General features: G+C 57.9%; 20 protein-coding genes. 15 read left to right on the top strand and 5 right to left on the bottom strand.

Annotated features, from left to right (window positions below):
• Positions 1-263 precede the first annotated feature (263 nt).
• Both ACPYOI_RS19435 and ACPYOI_RS19430 read left to right on the top strand, forming a co-directional pair.
• Positions 264-2,444 (top strand): tape measure protein, encoded by a 2,181-nt coding sequence (locus tag ACPYOI_RS19435; RefSeq protein ID WP_481423203.1) that lies wholly within the window; start codon positions 264-266, stop codon positions 2,442-2,444.
• A complete protein-coding gene (locus ACPYOI_RS19430; protein ID WP_481423202.1) occupies positions 2,441-3,058 on the top strand; it encodes a hypothetical protein in 618 nt (205 codons plus the stop codon). Before ACPYOI_RS19435 ends, ACPYOI_RS19430 begins: the two co-directional genes overlap by 4 nt.
• On the opposite strand, the gene ACPYOI_RS19425 is transcribed toward ACPYOI_RS19430, so the two are convergent.
• Positions 3,059-3,226: a hypothetical protein gene (locus ACPYOI_RS19425; protein ID WP_481423201.1), complete on the bottom strand. Its 168-nt coding sequence runs from the start codon at positions 3,224-3,226 to the stop codon at positions 3,059-3,061.
• Positions 3,227-3,282: 56 nt separating this feature from the next.
• Here ACPYOI_RS19425 and ACPYOI_RS19420 point away from each other — a divergent pair, with 56 nt between their 5' ends.
• The 13 genes from ACPYOI_RS19420 (at position 3,283) to ACPYOI_RS19360 (ending at position 13,824) form a co-directional block, all read left to right on the top strand.
• The gene (locus ACPYOI_RS19420) at positions 3,283-3,504 is read left to right on the top strand and encodes a hypothetical protein (protein WP_481423200.1); all 222 of its coding nucleotides are present in this window, start codon (positions 3,283-3,285) and stop codon (positions 3,502-3,504) included.
• Positions 3,505-4,149, top strand: a complete 645-nt coding sequence (locus ACPYOI_RS19415; RefSeq protein ID WP_481423199.1) for a DUF2163 domain-containing protein — start codon at positions 3,505-3,507, stop codon at positions 4,147-4,149. It begins immediately after the preceding gene.
• Between the two features lie 10 nt (positions 4,150-4,159).
• Positions 4,160-4,438 (top strand): hypothetical protein, encoded by a 279-nt coding sequence (locus tag ACPYOI_RS19410; RefSeq protein WP_481423198.1) that lies wholly within the window; start codon positions 4,160-4,162, stop codon positions 4,436-4,438.
• A gap of 285 nt (positions 4,439-4,723) precedes the next feature.
• A complete protein-coding gene (locus tag ACPYOI_RS19405) occupies positions 4,724-5,128 on the top strand; it encodes a DUF6950 family protein (RefSeq protein WP_481423197.1) in 405 nt (134 codons plus the stop codon).
• Positions 5,128-7,536: a phage tail protein gene (locus ACPYOI_RS19400; protein WP_481423196.1), complete on the top strand. Its 2,409-nt coding sequence runs from the start codon at positions 5,128-5,130 to the stop codon at positions 7,534-7,536. Before ACPYOI_RS19405 ends, ACPYOI_RS19400 begins: the two co-directional genes overlap by 1 nt.
• Before the next feature lie 238 nt (positions 7,537-7,774).
• Positions 7,775-9,085, top strand: a complete 1,311-nt coding sequence (locus ACPYOI_RS19395) for a hypothetical protein (RefSeq protein ID WP_481423195.1) — start codon at positions 7,775-7,777, stop codon at positions 9,083-9,085.
• A gap of 24 nt (positions 9,086-9,109) precedes the next feature.
• Positions 9,110-11,221, top strand: a complete 2,112-nt coding sequence (locus ACPYOI_RS19390) for a hypothetical protein (protein ID WP_481423194.1) — start codon at positions 9,110-9,112, stop codon at positions 11,219-11,221.
• On the top strand, positions 11,212-11,523 hold the full coding sequence (locus ACPYOI_RS19385; protein ID WP_481423193.1) for a hypothetical protein: 312 nt from the start codon (positions 11,212-11,214) through the stop codon (positions 11,521-11,523). The genes ACPYOI_RS19390 and ACPYOI_RS19385 overlap by 10 nt, the downstream gene beginning before the upstream one ends.
• A 408-nt stretch (positions 11,524-11,931) precedes the next feature.
• Positions 11,932-12,498 carry a hypothetical protein gene (locus ACPYOI_RS19380; RefSeq protein WP_481423192.1) on the top strand — a complete coding sequence of 189 codons (567 nt, stop codon included), beginning with the start codon at positions 11,932-11,934 and terminating at the stop codon, positions 12,496-12,498.
• Complete coding sequence (locus tag ACPYOI_RS19375) at positions 12,495-12,806, top strand: hypothetical protein (protein WP_481423191.1); 312 nt, start codon at positions 12,495-12,497, stop codon at positions 12,804-12,806. The genes ACPYOI_RS19380 and ACPYOI_RS19375 overlap by 4 nt, the downstream gene beginning before the upstream one ends.
• Positions 12,803-13,201 (top strand): hypothetical protein, encoded by a 399-nt coding sequence (locus ACPYOI_RS19370; protein ID WP_481423190.1) that lies wholly within the window; start codon positions 12,803-12,805, stop codon positions 13,199-13,201. The genes ACPYOI_RS19375 and ACPYOI_RS19370 overlap by 4 nt, the downstream gene beginning before the upstream one ends.
• 28 nt (positions 13,202-13,229) lie before the next feature.
• On the top strand, positions 13,230-13,445 hold the full coding sequence (locus ACPYOI_RS19365) for an anaerobic dehydrogenase (protein ID WP_481423189.1): 216 nt from the start codon (positions 13,230-13,232) through the stop codon (positions 13,443-13,445).
• A gap of 61 nt (positions 13,446-13,506) precedes the next feature.
• Positions 13,507-13,824 carry a hypothetical protein gene (locus ACPYOI_RS19360; protein WP_481423188.1) on the top strand — a complete coding sequence of 106 codons (318 nt, stop codon included), beginning with the start codon at positions 13,507-13,509 and terminating at the stop codon, positions 13,822-13,824.
• A 238-nt stretch (positions 13,825-14,062) separates the two neighbouring features.
• Here the strand turns inward: ACPYOI_RS19360 and ACPYOI_RS19355 are convergent, their stop codons facing one another.
• The 4 genes from ACPYOI_RS19355 to ACPYOI_RS19340 form a co-directional block, all read right to left on the bottom strand.
• A complete protein-coding gene (locus ACPYOI_RS19355) occupies positions 14,063-14,434 on the bottom strand; it encodes a YbhB/YbcL family Raf kinase inhibitor-like protein (RefSeq protein WP_481423187.1) in 372 nt (123 codons plus the stop codon).
• A gap of 1,347 nt (positions 14,435-15,781) precedes the next feature.
• Positions 15,782-16,111 (bottom strand): hypothetical protein, encoded by a 330-nt coding sequence (locus tag ACPYOI_RS19350; RefSeq protein WP_481423186.1) that lies wholly within the window; start codon positions 16,109-16,111, stop codon positions 15,782-15,784.
• Positions 16,112-16,210: 99 nt separating this feature from the next.
• A complete protein-coding gene (locus ACPYOI_RS19345; RefSeq protein ID WP_481423185.1) occupies positions 16,211-16,354 on the bottom strand; it encodes a hypothetical protein in 144 nt (47 codons plus the stop codon).
• Positions 16,355-16,621: 267 nt separating this feature from the next.
• Positions 16,622-16,962, bottom strand: a 341-nt coding sequence (locus ACPYOI_RS19340; RefSeq protein WP_481423184.1) for a hypothetical protein, incomplete at its 5' end; no start/stop codon positions are given.

Here is a 16,962-nt window from a genome sequence, read left to right as displayed (position 1 = left end):
GGTCTTTAGGGCCGCCTTATACTTCTTTGGCACGTAGCCGAGCGTTTTTGCTCCACAGCGCGGGCATCGGTACGCGCCGCTAGCAAATAGCACGGCGATAATCCAGATCGGTATCCAGAATCCGCCGGTAAAGACACTCAGCAGCAGGTGCAAGACGTGGTTTGGTGTCTGCCTTTCGGCAAGCACCATCGTCACCTCTTCTTCGCAGAACATGCGTCGCTTCTGTATCCCCATACACCAATAAATAGAACGAGATCGAACGTATGGCAAGTACTGACCTCGAGCGTCTCGTGGTGCAGCTTAGCGCTGATATCCGCAAGTATGAAAATTCGCTCAATCGGGCGATGGGCATCACTAACAAGAACGCTCGTGCTATCGAATCCCGCTTCGCTAATATGAACAAGCGCATTAGCGGTGGCTTTGGCGGGATCGCTGCGGCATCTGCAAAAGCGTTCGCACTAATAGGTGGCGCGTCAGGATTTCAGAGCCTCTCGGATTCTGCTACCAAGATAGACAATGCGCTGAAGGTCGCCGGCCTTTCCGGAAAAGAACTGGAATCCACCTATCAGGCTCTTCTCAAATCAGCGCAGGCTAATGCCGCGCCGCTGGAAAGCTTGGTTACGCTATATAGCCGCGTTGCGCTCAACCAGAAAGAGTTGGGAATTACGAGCGCCCAATTAGTCGGCTTGACGGATAACGTCGGTAAGGCGCTAAAGGCGCAGGGCTCCACAGCAGAAGAGGCGCAGGGCGCACTACTTCAGCTTTCGCAGGCGCTTGGATCGGGAAAAGTACAGGCTGAAGAGTACAATTCACTTATTGATGGACTTCCGGTTCTGCTTCAGGCTGCCGCGGCCGGCATCAAGCAGGCTGGCGGTTCTGTTTCCAAACTGACACAATTGGTAAAGAGCGGCCAGATATCGAACAAGGCCCTCTTTGATGGCATCGAGGCAGGGTCGGACGTTCTGGATCAGCGCCTCTCCGGCGCGACAGAAACTGTCGCCCAACGCTTCACTAACCTGCGAAACAGCCTCACAGATGCGACGCGACGCTTCAATGAAAACAAAGACGTTGCCAATGAACTTGGCGGCGCCTTTGATAGCCTCCAGACCACGATTGATGGTCTCGACTTCTCTTCAATGCTCAAGCAGATCAGGGAAGTTCATGGTGTTATCTCCGACATAAACTCTGCCGGTAAGGAATGGGCGGACTGGCTTGGCTTCGTCACTCGTACAGGTGACCTTGGCGACAGCATTGGTGCGTTCCTGAAAGACAGGACCGGCAGCGACGCCATTCTTGGTGGCCTGATTAAGTTTGGCAGTTCGAAGAACAACAGTAACGCTGGCGACAGAGTAAGCGGAGCGTTCGAAAACGCCGAGCAAGAGGCGGCAAAAGTTGGCGGCCAGCTTACGGCAGCAGCTATCCAGAACTTCGCTAGCGGCAATGGCCTGAGTGCTGCGGGAAGCGCCAAAGGTGGTCGTCTCGGCGAGATGCAGGGACCACATCTGCCGGAGGGCGGCCTTCCTAGGCCAAAAGTCGATATCACCGACGACAAATACAAGCCAGCCGGAAGCGGTAGCAAAGCCAAGAAGCCGAAACTCGACGACTTCGAACGCGAGGTCAAACAGGTCAAGGAGAGAACAGCCGCCATCATTGCGCAAACTGATGCGCAAAAAGAGCTAAATCCTTACGTCAACGACTACGGATTCAGCGTTGAACGAGCGGCAACCGCGCAGGATCTTCTCTCGGCCGCACAAAGCGCCGGCACGGCGGCTGGCAAGGAGCTCAAAGATGTTCAGCAATTGCTGAGCGGCAACTTTGACGGCCTGACGCCGAAGGCTCGCGAGCAGGCAGAAGCGATGCTCGCGCTGGCTACGGCTGCCGGCCAGGCCACTGCGGACTCCGATAGATTTTCGGAGAGCCAAGATCGCCTTCGCGAAAATATGGAATCTTGGCGCGATCTTTCCAAGGACGCGACCAAGGGGTTCATTCAGGATCTCGTAGAGGGCAAGTCTGCCGTCGACGCGCTCGGTGGAGCACTTCAGAAGCTTGGCAACAAGCTTCTTGATCAAGCGCTGGACGGCATCTTCGGCATGTCTGGCGACAGCAACTGGTTTTCATCGCTGTTCAGCGGCGGTGCCAAAATCCCCGGCTTTGCTAACGGCACCAACTCGGCACCTGGCGGCTTGGCGCTGGTTGGTGAGGAAGGCCCGGAACTGGTCAACCTCCCTCGCGGGTCGCAGGTTGTCCCTACGCTTCCGAGCATGAAGGCGCTTAAGGCCAACAATGGCGCCCCCTCCATCACCTATGCACCCGTCATCGACGCACGCGGCGCCGACAGTGCCGCAGTCGCAAGGCTGGAGCAGGTCATGGCGAAGCAGCAGGCGGAGTTTTCGGCCAAGGTCATCGACACCGTCAAGAACGGGCAGCGCAGGAGAATTCTGTGACAATCACGTTTCCACGCGAACTGCCGGACGTTGGCTATGTGACCGCGGATTTCCTTGTGCGTGACTCGGTGAAGGCGTCGCCATCAGGCGCGCGCCTCATCAACTATACGCAGATCGAGGATCCCGTTTGGGAAGCCAGCCTGACGACGCGGCCTCTTACTTACAGCCAGTATGCCGCCGTCGAGGCGTGGTGGCTTTCGCTGCGCGAAGGCTTGCGGACGGTACTCTTTCGCCATCCTTTCGTATGCTATCCGGCCGCCCATGGACAGAACCAAGCGCCGGCGGATGATGCCGGAAATCTGGTTTCGGTCACCGACGGTAATGTGCTGTCTGTCAATGGTGTTGATGCCGCGTTGGTGTTGGCGGCGGGTGACAGGATCGGCCTTGAGAAGTCCGGCCGCTACTACGTTGGCCGCATCACGGAGGTCTCTGGCTCGGATACGACGCGCACCATGGCAGTGGAGCCACCTCCATTCGATACCGTTGCACAGGCCGACGCTGTCGTGCGTTTCGCGCGTCCGGCGCTCGTCATGCGTGCTGTGCCTGGAAGCTTTCAGGCGCCACGCTCTGGCCGGTTCTATACGGTCTCGTTTCAGTTGAGGGAGAGTCAGTAATCAGACGTTGTAGCTTTCCTTGATGGAAGCGACGGCTTCGTCAAACGTCTTGTGCTGTATCCGATTGATGATCACTCCTCCGTCGTGCGGGTGGACGTGCACAACCCACCCTCCGCGTTGGCGCTCGATCGTGATCTTCGAATAATCCGTAATTTCCTGCTTAGCCATCGTCCCATCCTTGAGTTTGGCGCGATAAAAGCACAACCATAGGGATTAAGCAATTGATGGACTACCAACTTATAGAAATCGGAAGAGAGTTCGACGCCGATGGCGAACCCATTGTCCGCGTTGGCGGCGCCCTGTGTGGCACCGTTGATAGCTGGAAGCGTTGGATTGCTGACTTCGAGGCGACGTCTAGACGAACGCGGCCCTATGCTGATGATCCCAATTTCGCAACTGCCGTAATAGCCGCGGTCAAGGACGCCCAGCGCCGCAAGGTGCTGTAAATGCCCCTCTCAGACGAAGTAAAAGACCTCTACGACGAGGGCCGCATTTCCACGCGCCAGATGGTGCGCGTCCAGCTCGGCTCCGGCATCTATGGCTTCATCGCCAGACGAGAGCCGCTGATTTTTGCCGGCGTCACCTACCAGCCGTTCGGCCTCCTCGAAGTCTCAGATATTGGCGGCGGGACCGGAACTGCAGCGGACGGCGGCTTTACGCTGACGCTGGCCGAAAGTCCGTCCGACGGCCTCACGCCTGAGATCCTCACTGAAATTGAGACTGAGGATTATCGCGATCGGCCGGTCGTCGTTTACGACGCCCACTTTCATCCGGACACCGGCGAGTTGCTACAGGTGGAGCCTGTGGCCCGCGGCTATCTCGACGTCATCGAGCACAACGCAGACGACGAGCGTGGCTACTATCTCACAGCGCGCTGCGAAGGCCGGCAACTGGACTATTCCCGCGTGAATGGACGCAAGCGCACCGTTGCCGATCAGCGGAGGCGCGATCCCGGCGACCGCTTCTTTGAGCATGCCGCTACGGCTGGCCGTGTCGATGTGAATTGGGGCAGGGCGGTCGGGTCCGCTGTCAATACTGCAAAGAGTGCTGCCGCGGGTGCGGCTCGCGCGATTGGGTTTAAGGGGCTTTGAGGAGGCGACGATGCAGTTGAGCTTGAAGGACGCGAATATTGGTAACGTCACCTGCGAAGAGAGGGTCGCGGCACTGAGCCAAAGCGTTGAGGTCTATCTCATCCAGATGCAGGAAGCGCTGGCGGAGATTGCCCGCCTAAAGGATCTGCTGGCAACGCGGTATGCGTTTTCCCTGGAGAGCGCCGTTGTTGTAGACGGGCGACCCTCCATCACATTTGAGCAGTACGGCGCTGCCGATAAGGCAGAAATCACGATTATTGACGGATCACTCGTCCTTCGGAAGTGCTGAATGGAATAGGTTATTTCCGCCACAGTGTTGGCAGGCGAGAAAGTCAATCCGCAGGAAGCGTTTGGCTTCAGGATCATAGCCCTTGATCATTGTTTGCCCACAATGGCCGCACTGTATTTCATAGCCGTCCTCGGATGACAGAAGCCCCGCCACATCGGCAGATACGATGACAGTTCGGTTGTCGGTCGGGGTTAACTTTATCGTCCTCACTCAAGCCTCCATAGTTGCGCGGCGAGACAAGCATTGCCGTCACCAAGAGTCGATATCCCTTAGCAGGTAATCCACATGACCAGACTTCCCGGCTGGGAAAAGCGCCTCAATGCCGTCATCGCACGCCATCAGGCGTTGCCTGCGAAGTACGGCGTCTCCGATTGCTACCTCATCGCCGACGACGCCGTCGAGGCGCTGACCGGCGAGCGGATGTATCCGGATGCCATCGGCTACAAAACCGAGGCAGGCGCTGCCAAGCAACTACTAAAGCATGGTTTTGCCAACGTCAAAGAGGCCTTCGCCGCCAAGTTTCCAGAGATACCTGTCTCGCTCGCGCAGCGCGGCGATATCGGCGTCATTGACCGCGATGGCGTCTTCTCTGGCGGGGTCTTCACGGCCATCGGCTTCATGGCGCGCGGCGTCGACACTATCGAATTCCTTCCGGCTTCTGCCGTGGCTCATGCATTCAAGGTGACCTAATGCCATTTCTTGCGCCTATCGTCTCGGCCGCCGGCGCCTTCTTCGGTTCCCTCGGCATCATCGGCAAGATTGTCGTAGGCATCGGCCTCAATCTGCTCGTCAGCAAACTGACGCAGAAGAAGGAAAAGAAGCAGCCTGGCGGGACACAGTTCGAGCGCGACTATGGCGAGAACGTCAGCCGCAAGGTTGCCTGCGGGCTTGTCGGTATTGCCGGCCATGACTGCTATGTGAACACCTACGGCAATTCGAATAAAAACCTCGAGCAGATCTACGCATTCTCAGATTTTCCTTGCGATGGCCTATCCAAGATTTGGGCCGGCGGCAAGCTGTTGTCGCTAAGCGTTACGTCATCTGATACCGTGAAGACCGCCTATTCCGTGGCAAGCGGCGATTACGCCGGGCGCATCTCGTTCGTCTTCTACAACGGCACGCAGACGGCCGCGGATGCTGGTCTGGTGTCCCACTCCAATCCGCTCGGGCGCTGGACATCCAATCACATCGGGACGGGCATCTGCTACATTATCGTGCGGATGACCTACGACCAGGAGAAGTTGAACAGTTTCCCCGATTTCTTCTTCGAGCTCCGCGGTGCGCGCCTCTACGACCCGCGCAAAGACGACACCGTTGGGGGCGTCGGGTCCCATCGCTGGGACGACTATTCGACCTACGAGTTCTCCGAAAATCCGATCGTGCAGGAGTACAATTACCGGCGCGGCTTCTCGATCAACGACAACGTGTTCTGTGGTATGGAGATGGACGCGTCCGATCTTCCGCTCGACCGCTATTTCACCGCCATGAACATCTGTGACGAGATTGTCGAAGGCGAGCCGCGCTACCGCTGCTCTGTCGTCTTTGATTGCGACTCGCAGCACGGCGACAACATCGAATCCACCATGGTGTCCTGCGGTGGCATCGTCATCGACAGCGTCGAAGGATCCTGGCCGCTGATCGGAACAGATCAGCCAATCGTCGAGGCCTTCACCGATGATGACCTTGTCATCAGTGAGCCGGTGCGCTTTCAGAAGCGCCGCTCCATGGCCGACTTGGTCAATTCCGTTTCCGGCACCTATCCGGAGCCGTCGAACATGTGGTCGCCGGCTGGCTATGACACGCAGACGAATGCTGGCTTTGTGTCGCTCGACAGGCGCACGCGCGACGTCAATCTGGAACTGCCTACCGTTCGTTCGAAACGGCAGGCCAACCAACTCGCCTCGATCTACTTCAACGAGAATCGCTACGAGGCGACCGCTGATATTGTGTTGCGTCCGCGGTTCCAGACCATCAAAGCCGGCGATTGGATTCAGTGGAACTCGACTCGCTATGGCAACCGGACCTACATGGTGCAGGCGCGCTCCATCAAGGCGCTGACCAGCGATGGCCCGCGCAACGTGTCTCTGTCGCTGCAGGAGCGGGATGGGGCGATTTACGACGCTGTCGAGGTGATCCCACCGGTCATCCCGATTCCGAACGACGCGCCGGTCTATCTCAACGAGTTGCAGGACTTCTCTGTTGCTGCCGTCATTGGCATCGGCGCCGACGGCCGATCCTATCCCGCTTTTCGCGCTTCGTGGTCTCCGATCGACGACGCCACAGTGACCGGGATACTCGTCGAGTGGTGGATCAAGACAAATCCGACGAACAAGTTTCAGCGGCAGCTAACACCGGACCAGACGATCGCCTTCACTCAGGAGGGCATTCTCAGCCTGACGACGTACCAGTTCCGCAACAGGCTGATTGCCGACCGCACCACCAACTGGAGCACACCCATCGACGTGACGTCGCTGGATGGCGGCAATGCGGATCTTGAAGTCGGTCTCGGCAACCTGAAGCAGGAAGTAAAGGACGTCTTTGCTCAGCTTTACGCCGGGCTTGGTCGCAACGAGACGCTGCTCGCTCAGTTGCAACAGAACCTCCAGATTACAGGCGGTGTGTCGCAACAGATCGGCCGCAAGGTGGCGGTGCAGGGCGCGACGTTCTCGGAAGAGATCGTCGTCATCAATTCGAGCATCGCCAACGTGGTGGCTCAGACCGAGGAACTGATTGCGCAATTCGGTGAGAACCTTGCCAACGGCATGGTGGCGTTCCAGGCAGTCGCCGCTCCAGAAGGTGTGAACGTTCGTTACGCAATCCTCCTCAAGGCCTCGATCGAGGACGACTTTAAGGAGAGCGGCTTCTTCATCGAGCTTTATACCGACGCCGGCGTCCTGAAATCGCGCGCGGCATTCGCGGTCGACCAGTTCTCGGTTGTGGATCCAGATAGCGGCGACACATCGTTTCCGATGACCTACGAAGACGGCGTGTTGAAGCTTCAAATCGCCAACATCGGCACGGTGCTCACCGCCGACATCAATCTTGGCAACGGCAAGGTCCGCATCAACGAAAACGGCATCACGGTAAAGAGCGGCTAAGGATAGGCAAATGGCAATAGCTTGGTTTGTCGGCGTCGACTCTGAAAACGCCGGCTGTGTGAAGATAATGGCGTCAGATATCTACGATCCATATCTGACGCCAGACAGCGAAGTCGCGAAGTTCCTGTTCAACAGCAAGTGGGATGCCAATGTCCGCCTCGTCGGATCGGACCAACTCAACTTCGCGAATGGGGAGTTCTCATCGTTCTTCCCGTCAGGAACCAACAAGAACAATTTCTTGCGCGCAAATGTCGGCTACGATCTCGGCAACACGGAATTCTATTGGAAGAAGGAGTTTTGGCAGACGCTGGGTCAACTCGATTATGACTTACCTGTTTTCGACGTCAAAATCGTCAATAATTCAGGCGTCTACACCTACGGCATCATTCGCAAGAACGAGAACAACAACGGGACTTTGTTCTATTCGAATGGTGGCCTAGAAGACGGTTTTTGCCAGAACTACTTCGATGACGGCGGCGGCGTTTTTGCTGGCGTCACAATGGCACACGTGCTCTTTTCATACGGTACGTCTGGGCAGAATCGGCGCGTCTCTGTGTGGAACCTGCCTGCGGACGAGACGGATATCCTTGATCCCGCTCTGCCGCCGGTCGCCGGACAGACTCAGGTCGAGATTACCCAAGACTTCTGTCGGGTCTCGAAGCCGGGTTACGCCGTAGAGACGGCCACACCTAGCCAGCTTGCCTTCGACAGTTCTACCAGGCCGGCGAAGATCATTGCGTCGGGCGATATTGCGCTCCCCAGCGGAACGACGGTTTTTGATTTTAGCGCGAACTTGGCGGGAATCACCGTAAGCGGGCAATTGGTTGCTGATGTCATCCAGTACAAGGGGTCAACAATCGTCTTCCCCGCAAGCGTTCCGGATGACGATGACGAATACGGCGCGACATATTCTTTTAGCGGCAACACGCTTGTTTTCAGCAATAGCGGTTCGTCTTGTCGCGCACGAATTCTTATCATCGCGCAGGATAGTAGCGCGCTAACAGTCGGAGACAATGATGTATGGCGGGAGTTTAACGACGGTACGCAAGACGTCGTTCAGTTCCTTCGGCCCGGCGCCGCCAACCCGCCGAACCTTGCCGACGTGATCATCGACAGCCGGTGGCCTTGTCTTCAGATCATCAAGACCGGCGTTTTCAACATCCCGGTCGGCGACAATGAGCTTACAGACATCACGTTCAGCAGCGCCGGCCTGTTCCCGTTCATCAAATACTATACCATCCACGGTTCAGGGCGCCCGAACCAAGTATTTTCTCCTACTCTGTCGACCGCTTCGAAGCGCGTCCGACTGCCATTCACCGCTGCAGGATTCGCGAGAAATCCAGATAGCGGCAGTATCGTCAGATGGACGTCGGGTGTCTGCACTTATGTCGAACTGACGACCAATCGCGCCCGTTTCCATACGTTCCGCGGGAACGTCTACCGCCTCAAGTACACGCAAAACAGCAACAATCAATATGTGCTCGGTAGTGACGCCGTCACCTGTCCCGCCACCAAGATCCGCTACTACATCTTCGGCATCCCGGCATAGCCGCGGCGCATAGGAACCCACAACATGGCTGATTACTACATCGCAGGGACGATCTCCCTGACGAACGGCAGTGCTGCGATCGTCGGCACAGGCACCGCGTGGCAGATCGCCAACGTCGCCGGCGGCACGATCTTTGTGCAGGGCCAGGGCAATCCTCTGCCGCTGGCGTCGATCGAGGACGACACGCATGCCACGGCGGCACTGGAATGGACGGGCGCGACCGGCACCTATCTCTATGCGTTGCTGCGGGCTACGGCGTTCAGCGAGCAGCTCGAGGCCAATAGCAACATCATGTCGCGCCTGCTTGTCGGGCTCGAAGCAGGGACGCTCTATCGCTACGATGCATCCGGCGATACCGCAGATCTCGCGACCTATGACGACCGACCGGAAGGGTTCGCGTTCCTCGCGATCGACGTCAATCCTGCCGATCTCTACATCAAGGCATCGGCAACGTCTGGCGATTGGGCCGGGCCGTTCAGCTATGGCACTGGTCCGCAAGGTCCGGCGCCTGCCGTGACGTTCGAGCCTGTCATCACCGGCGCTCCCGGCACCAACGCCAGCATGGCCGTGACGGGAAGCGGCGAATCGGGCGATCCGTTCGATATCACCTTCACCATCCCGGCCGGCGATCTCGGCATCAATTGGCGCGGAGCTTATTCCGGCGCAACCGCATACGCGGCACGTGACGGCGTGCTTGACAACGGTTCGGCATGGATCGCGCTGCAGGCTACGACTGGCAACGCCCCGCCTGTCTTGCCGACGACTTCAAACACCTATTGGTCGCTGGTTGCCGCGAAAGGTACGGACGGCACTGGTACGGGCGATGTTGTCGGCTCGGGTGCGTCCGTGGCGGGCCGTATTCCGCGATATGTAGGCACAAGCGGCAAGACGATTGAGGATAGCGGCGTACTAGCCGCCGACGTCGTCGCCGGTCCCGCATCGTCCGTTGACGGCGCTCTTGTTGCGTACAGCGGGACGACCGGGAAAGCAGTCAAGACACTGACGAACACGCAGGCTAAGGCGTGGCTCGCATCCACGGCCCCCGATGTGTCGTTCAGCAATGCTGTCGCCAATCTTCCGGGATCTCCAACGACGGTCCAGGCTGCGATTGAATCGGTTGCAGCTAATAGCGGCGGAAAGAACGACGCCCTGCTTGCACTCGAAATCGCGGACCTGAAAGGCTCGCGCATGGGGATGAAGGGCGGGATTGCCGACGCGTTCGATGACGAAACCGGTGTGAATACGGGCGGATCGACCAATCAGGCATATGACGCGACGAATGACTGGTATGCGCCGACTTCGACGGTTTCGAATGTAGCGTCATTGCCGGTCAATACTGATGCACCCCTTACCACCCAAAGAAAGTATCGAACTCGCATTAGCGCCGCCGGCTTGGCGGCAAGCGGGACATTTATTCGCATTCAAGTCACCGGGCCATCTAGTGGCACACCGAAGCAAATCAACAATATCTTTGTCGGACAAGCCGCCGCAAGCGGTGACGCTTGGGACATGGCGGCGTCTGGACCGACTCCTGTTCGGCTGACCTTCGGCGGTTCAAACAGTGTCACGCCGCCTGTTGGCGGAACCGTATGGAGCGATTGGGTTCCGTTCGTTCTCGACAATACGAAAGACCATGTCGTTGCCTTTGATACGGCGGCAGGATCGGCGTCTATTCGCTTTGGCTCTGCTGTAACGAATTTTGTTTCGTATTTTAAAGACGGTGCAACTGACGAGGCCGGAACGCCAGACGTGTCGGGGTACTCTTCGACCGCGAACGTCTTCATTATGTCGGCAATGGAAACAAAATCGACCGCCGCCAACTTCAACAACATGACGCTGGTTTCCGCCGCGTTCACAGCGGCTAGCGCGCCGTCCACAGCCCGCCTAGCGGTTCAGCTTGTCGAAGTCGATTCCATCACGATCAACACCGACGTCACGGCGGAAGTCTCTCGCGACGGCGGCACGACCTGGACGGCGCTCACCTTGTCGCTCTCTACGAATCTGAACGGCATCAAGGTCTACGAGGGAACTGCGTCGATCAGCGGCCAGCCTTCGGGCACGTCGATGCGCTGGCGTGTCAAGACGCTAAACAACAAGAATGTCGATGTTTCGGGAGTGGTTTTGCAATGGTCATAAGAACGTTCGGGAATGCCCTAATCGCCGGCGAGGCTCCGACGCTTGAGCTCTACAAGGCGGCGTTCGATGCTCATCTCGATGCCGTGGCGCAGGAGCGGCAATACGACAGCCGCCTGACGATCTTCACCTGGCGGAACAGCTCCAACCCGCAATACGCGGCCGAGGCGCAGGCCTATGAGGCATGGCAGGACGTCGTCTTCGCCGAGATGGCCGCCATGCAGGACGCTGTCGCAGCCGGGACGATGGAGCCGCCATCGATCTCGGAGTTCATCGCTGCTCTGACGCCAATCAGCTGGCCCTAAAGTATTCGGTTCAGGTATCTAGCGCGGTCCTGACGGGCCTCGTCGCCATCGTAAACGGCGTGAAGCTCTGCCCACCGGTATGCGGCAACCGCTCCCCGCGCAATAAAAGCCAACAGCAGAAACGGCGCTGTGGCGGTCGCAATAGCACCTGTGCCGATAATCAGAACTGTCTTCGCGATCAGACGCATAGTTTCCCCTGAACAAGCCGGGGAGTTCGAAACTCTCAGAGGAGAGCGCCCACGCCTTTAGGGTTGCCCCTTGGACATACGCGTGGGCCTCCCCGACCATTTGTTCGGAGAGTGCATGTAACGGCTGCACAAAGCCGCCTCTGAGGGGTTTCGACGCCCCACTGCTCAGGTGTGAGCAGCGCGCGGACAATAGCTATTTCAACCAGCAGGATCAATACCAATGAACCGCTCAAACTTTTACGCGGCGCTTCGCGGCTCCGCGCTGTTTCCGCGTGGCCTTTTGGAAGGCCAAGTCCGCGGCATGGAAGCACTGCTCGACGCCGCAACCGGTCTTGCTACTGACGAAACGGCCTATGTGCTCGCTACCGCCTACCACGAAACAGCAACGACGATGCAACCCATTGCCGAGTACGGCAAGGGCAGGGGGCGCAAGTATGGCGTGCCGGGGCGCAACGGCGGGCAGGTGGCATATGGCCGCGGCTTTGTCCAGACGACGTGGGACGTGAATTACGAGAAGACAGACAAAGAGCTCGCCCTCGGCGGGGCTTTGGTCAAGAACTATGACCTACTGCTCACCGATTACGAGATGGCCGCCAAGGCTGCCGTGCGCGGCATGGTCGAAGGCTGGTACACCGGCAAGAAGCTTGGCGACTACTTCGCCGCCGGCAAGTGCGATTATGTCGGTGCCCGCCGCATCATCAACGGCACCGATAAGGCGCAGAAGATCGCCGGTTATGCCGTCGTTTTTGCTAAGGCGCTAGCCGCAGCCGCACAGGTGGCCGCATGACCTCGCCAACCGGAAAGGCCAGCAAGCGCCGATTCTCCAAATGGCTTGTCGGTATCAACTGCGCGCTGGCGTGGGGTGCTATCTATCTGGCGATCGTCTACCTGCAGGCCGCCTATGTTGCGGCTAGCGGACTCGCCTTTATTGGCGCGATTGCAGGCGCCTATATGGGCGTGGGGCATGTCGATTACCGAGCCTTCCTTAAGGCTGCTGCGGCAAACGCGACGGGTGGCCTGTTCGGCACCTCGCCAGCCGGAGGCGATTTCCCGATCGTCGACACTTCCTCTCAAAATCATCAGGAGGGCCAATGATCTCCTTCATCATGAAGGCGATGGGCCTCAACAGCCTAGCCGCTTACACCATCGTTGCTGCGCTGGCTGTGGCTCTTGCCGGCGGCACGTACTGGTACATCGACCATCGCGGATACGAGCGCGGGTACGAGCGGGCGGCGACCAAGTACACCGCGGAGATTACCGCCTTAAAGGCCGCCGCAATTGTCGCCCGCGACAAGGAAACAGAGCGCCAGGACGCAGCCAACAATGCCGCCAAGGCACGAGAGGCTGCGCGCATCGTTGCCGACGCGGCCGAAAAAGAATCCCTACAGAAGAAAATCGAGGAGCTGCAGCGTGAAGCTGACCAAGATCCTGATGCTCGCCGCGTTGCTATTGACGCTCCCAGCGTGCGCCGCATCAACCAAGTCCGATAGGCTGGTCGTTCCGCCGGCACCGCCGAAATTGGCGCAGCCGGACAGCGTGTTGCAGGAAAAATGCAAAGGCCCGGTCGACATAGGCGACAAGCCGCTAGAGCAGGCCCGCCTAGAACAACTCTGGATCACCGACCGCGAGCGGCTGCTGTCTTGCGTCCGGCGCCATTTGGCGCTGCGCGACTTCTATGTCGATCGCGACGGCAGATTGGCGGCAAGCGGCAACGCCGGGAAGGAGAAACAATGAATCTGAAAACATGGGTGCATTGGCACCACATTAGCTTGGCCGTCGGCCTTGGGGCGTACACATGACGGGCGCTGAATTGATGGGCGTCGTCCTGTTCGGGATAACGGTATTCGGTACGATATTCGGTGTGTTCAAGTTCTTCGATAGCAAATTCGTAGCTCTGCACAAAAGGGCAGATGAGGGCGAGAAGGCGCTCGCCGACCACAAGCTACACATTGCAGAAACTTACGTGACGAAGGCAGGCATGCAGGAACAGACCAGCCAGATCATGAAGGCGATCGAGGGCGTCGGCAACCGCTTCGACAGCGGGATTGCTGGCCTGACAGATCGTCTGGACAGACTTTATGAAAGCCCGCCGCGACGGACGACGCGTGGTTAATCTGCGGCCAAGGCAGTCTACAAAGATATAACCAGTTCTAACGGGTTATAGCGTCAGCAGCCCACGCGGCGCTCACGCGCGGTTAAGATGTGGTTGCGCCCTGTTCGCGCCGCCCTTGTTTTTGGCGCGCCGGTCGCGCCACAGCGACTTCTTTGCACTTTTTGCAAAGAAGTCCTCTCGCTGCAGAAGCCGCTCAGCCTTAACCGGTTGGGCGGCTTTTTGTTTCTGCTGTGACTACTTATTGCCCAAAGAACTTCTCTGCTTTCGCGGTTGCCAGTTCTTTCCCTTTGGCATCTAAAGCCTTAACCGTGAACCGGTACTTGTGCTTTGATGGCGGGCAGGGGCCTGTATAGCTGAACGCGCCATATGGAAGCGAGTTGTTGCCATCATAAGCGACCTTGCCGCCGCCATGGTGGAAGTCCATCGCGTTGCGATCAGTCATCTGAATATCAAGCTTAACCGTGCCGGACGGAACACCAGAGAGTGTGATTGGCGGCGACTTACGGTCGAAGCACTTCTTCGTGGGTCCCCAATCGAAGGAGACCTTCATATCAGCGAGGGCTGGACTGGCTACCGCAGTCGCCAAAAGAATACCTAGTAATACGCGCATATATCCTCCAACAAGAATCAAGAATTGCGTGCGTACCTACTCCTGGTTTAGTTGAGTCGGACAAGCGAAATATTCGACTGACACCGGCGACCACAGATACGTCAGAGGTGATCCCGCTGGGAAGGGAGGCGCCTTCAAAGAACGGTTGCAACCCGCTGCACCTGGATGATGGGTCTGGTGCATGCTTCTTTGAAGGCTGCCCTGTATACTGTAGCGTGTGAGCTGACGGAAGATGACCAAAGGTCCTACGCGAGGTAGGTACGACGAGGGCTCGTCCGTTGAGAAGGCGAACTGCTCTGGCTAGCGCGGCAGGACTCGTCCTAAGAACGAGCCCTGCCGCATACCATGACGCCGTGGGGCTGGGGAGCCTTCAGCGCCATGGCACGCTACTAAGGCGTCGGCCAAGTCCGCTAGTCAATCGATCAATTAGGAGGATGCCGGTTGAGCAAGTCCTCGACGAGCGTCGAGAGACCGCAAGGTTCCAGTTCTAACAGGCACACCGTTTGGGAGGTACGACCAAGGGGATCGTCCAAGGTTCACCAAATGGCGAGCCCCTGGTCTTATGGCGGCCGCGGATATTGGGTAACGTAGCCATCACGGTGCTGTGCCTTGGGGGCAAACAGCATCCAAAACTAAAGAACCGGGCAAACCTTCTGGTCAATCATCAATTAGGATTATCCCGGCCGAGATCTCGGATCGAGGGGCCGGCCGAATGAAAAAGCCGGGGTTCCGAAACCCCTCGCCTGTCAACGGAGTCGGCGGCGTTAAAAGGTTTGCATCGCTAGAGTGTCGCTGGAACACGGCGAAACCGAATAGCCACGCAAAAAATAGCAACGTGACAAGAAACCAAATCACCAAGCCCAGACCGATTATGATGACGATGCGTCCACAACCTCGCCCGGCGGGGTTTCCAGAATAGCGATCAGGATCACTCATTGATCACTCCCGAGGGCGTTCGGGAAAACGGTGACCGCGCGGTGCCAGGACGAAGGGTCCGTCATCGCTGGCGTTTAACAGGACGGCTGCCGCGCGGCCATAGCGATAACCAATCGGACAAGCAACCGTTCCAGTCTGCTAGCGTACCGAAAAAAAGCCCTGCCGAAGCAGGGCAGTTTTCATCAGCATCCAGGGATCGCGCAACCGATCCCGACGCAGGAAACGAATAAGGAAGCCTCAGGTTCCAACCCGACCATTCGATCAAAAAGACGCCCCGCGGGAACGGGGCAGTCTGATCCAGAGGACCGCGCGGCCTTCCGAAGGGCAAGGAAGGGGCAGAGCAGTTGAGTTGCTTCCATGCGATCCCAAACACGCTAACGATTAGACGCCGCTAATGCTCCGGTTCGGGTATTAGAACGAAGCCCTGAACCGTTCACGGTTTTCATTTCGTGGAAGCTGCTGTTCGATGAGGTAGCGCGCAAGTGCAGTGATGCCGCCGTCGTCGGTTGGCTCGGTCTCCAGCAACTCCAGAGCGCGCTCGAAGATTGGTCCTTGCTCCTCGGCGGTAATGAGGCCCTTTTTCTCAAGATGCTGCATCAGCGCGGCGTGAAGTGCTGAGGTGGAAAGGGAGAGGGCGGAGGAGGAGACAAGGGTGGGGTCTGCCAGGACGGACGCCTGAATGCTCCGCGATGAGCGGCGGTTTCTAGCAGCTCGCAACACACGGCGGCATCTTTCAATCACTGGCATTACTCTCCCGGCAACTAAAACGCATGGTAGCGTAACGTAACTCACGAAGCGCGGGAAGACGGCCTTAAGTCCAACGGATGATTGGGTTGGCGATCAGATCACCAGCCGCTTCAAGGAAGCCTCATCCTGGACCCCGTGCTGGTAGAAGTGGATGATCATCGTCGCGAGCTCCTCGCGGGCCTCGTCACTTGTGACATGCTTGGCTTCACAAACCTGATCAAAGACGCGCTGACACATGGCCACCTCCTCGTCCTGCATCGGAATCTGGTCTGAAAATACTCGCGCTTGGATCATCGAAGGCGCACCGAGCTCGCTATTTTGAATTGTAGGGCGCAGCGGGGGAAATGGAAAGGGGTACGACCAGGGCTCGTCCAAACGTGTCAGAAATGGCGAGCCCTGTCGCATACCACGGCTTCGGTTGGAGAGCGGCTGCCGCGGCTAGGTGCTGTGCTTTGCGGCTACAGCGCTTTAAAATAAAGCTCCGGCGGGCCTGCTGGTCAATAATCAATTAGGATTACGCTGACACGTCACTAGCTCGAACGGCATTGCGCTTTGCAAGAAGCGTACATCGAGGTTCGCAGCGATCTCCTCTGGTCCCTTCACGCCCGCATTAACGAGCGAGATGGCTGCCGTGAGCGTTTGTTGCCCACGTTCGCTTTGAAGATTGACACGGGTACTACGGGACCGGCAGCTCAATGCCGAACTGATAAGTTCAATCTCATCGTCTGTGCAAGAAAGTAGCTCGAAAACAGATGACATAATCGCTCTCCATTGGGGCAAGAGCAGATTGTCTCTCAAGCGGTCGACACCCGGTTGCATACGTGGACCGATGACAAACTGTACGC

It is taken from the genome of Rhizobium sp. SVR5-2C (assembly GCF_056755115.1).
Note: the sequence above shows the minus strand (reverse complement) of the source record. Positions and strands in the feature narration are given on the sequence as shown.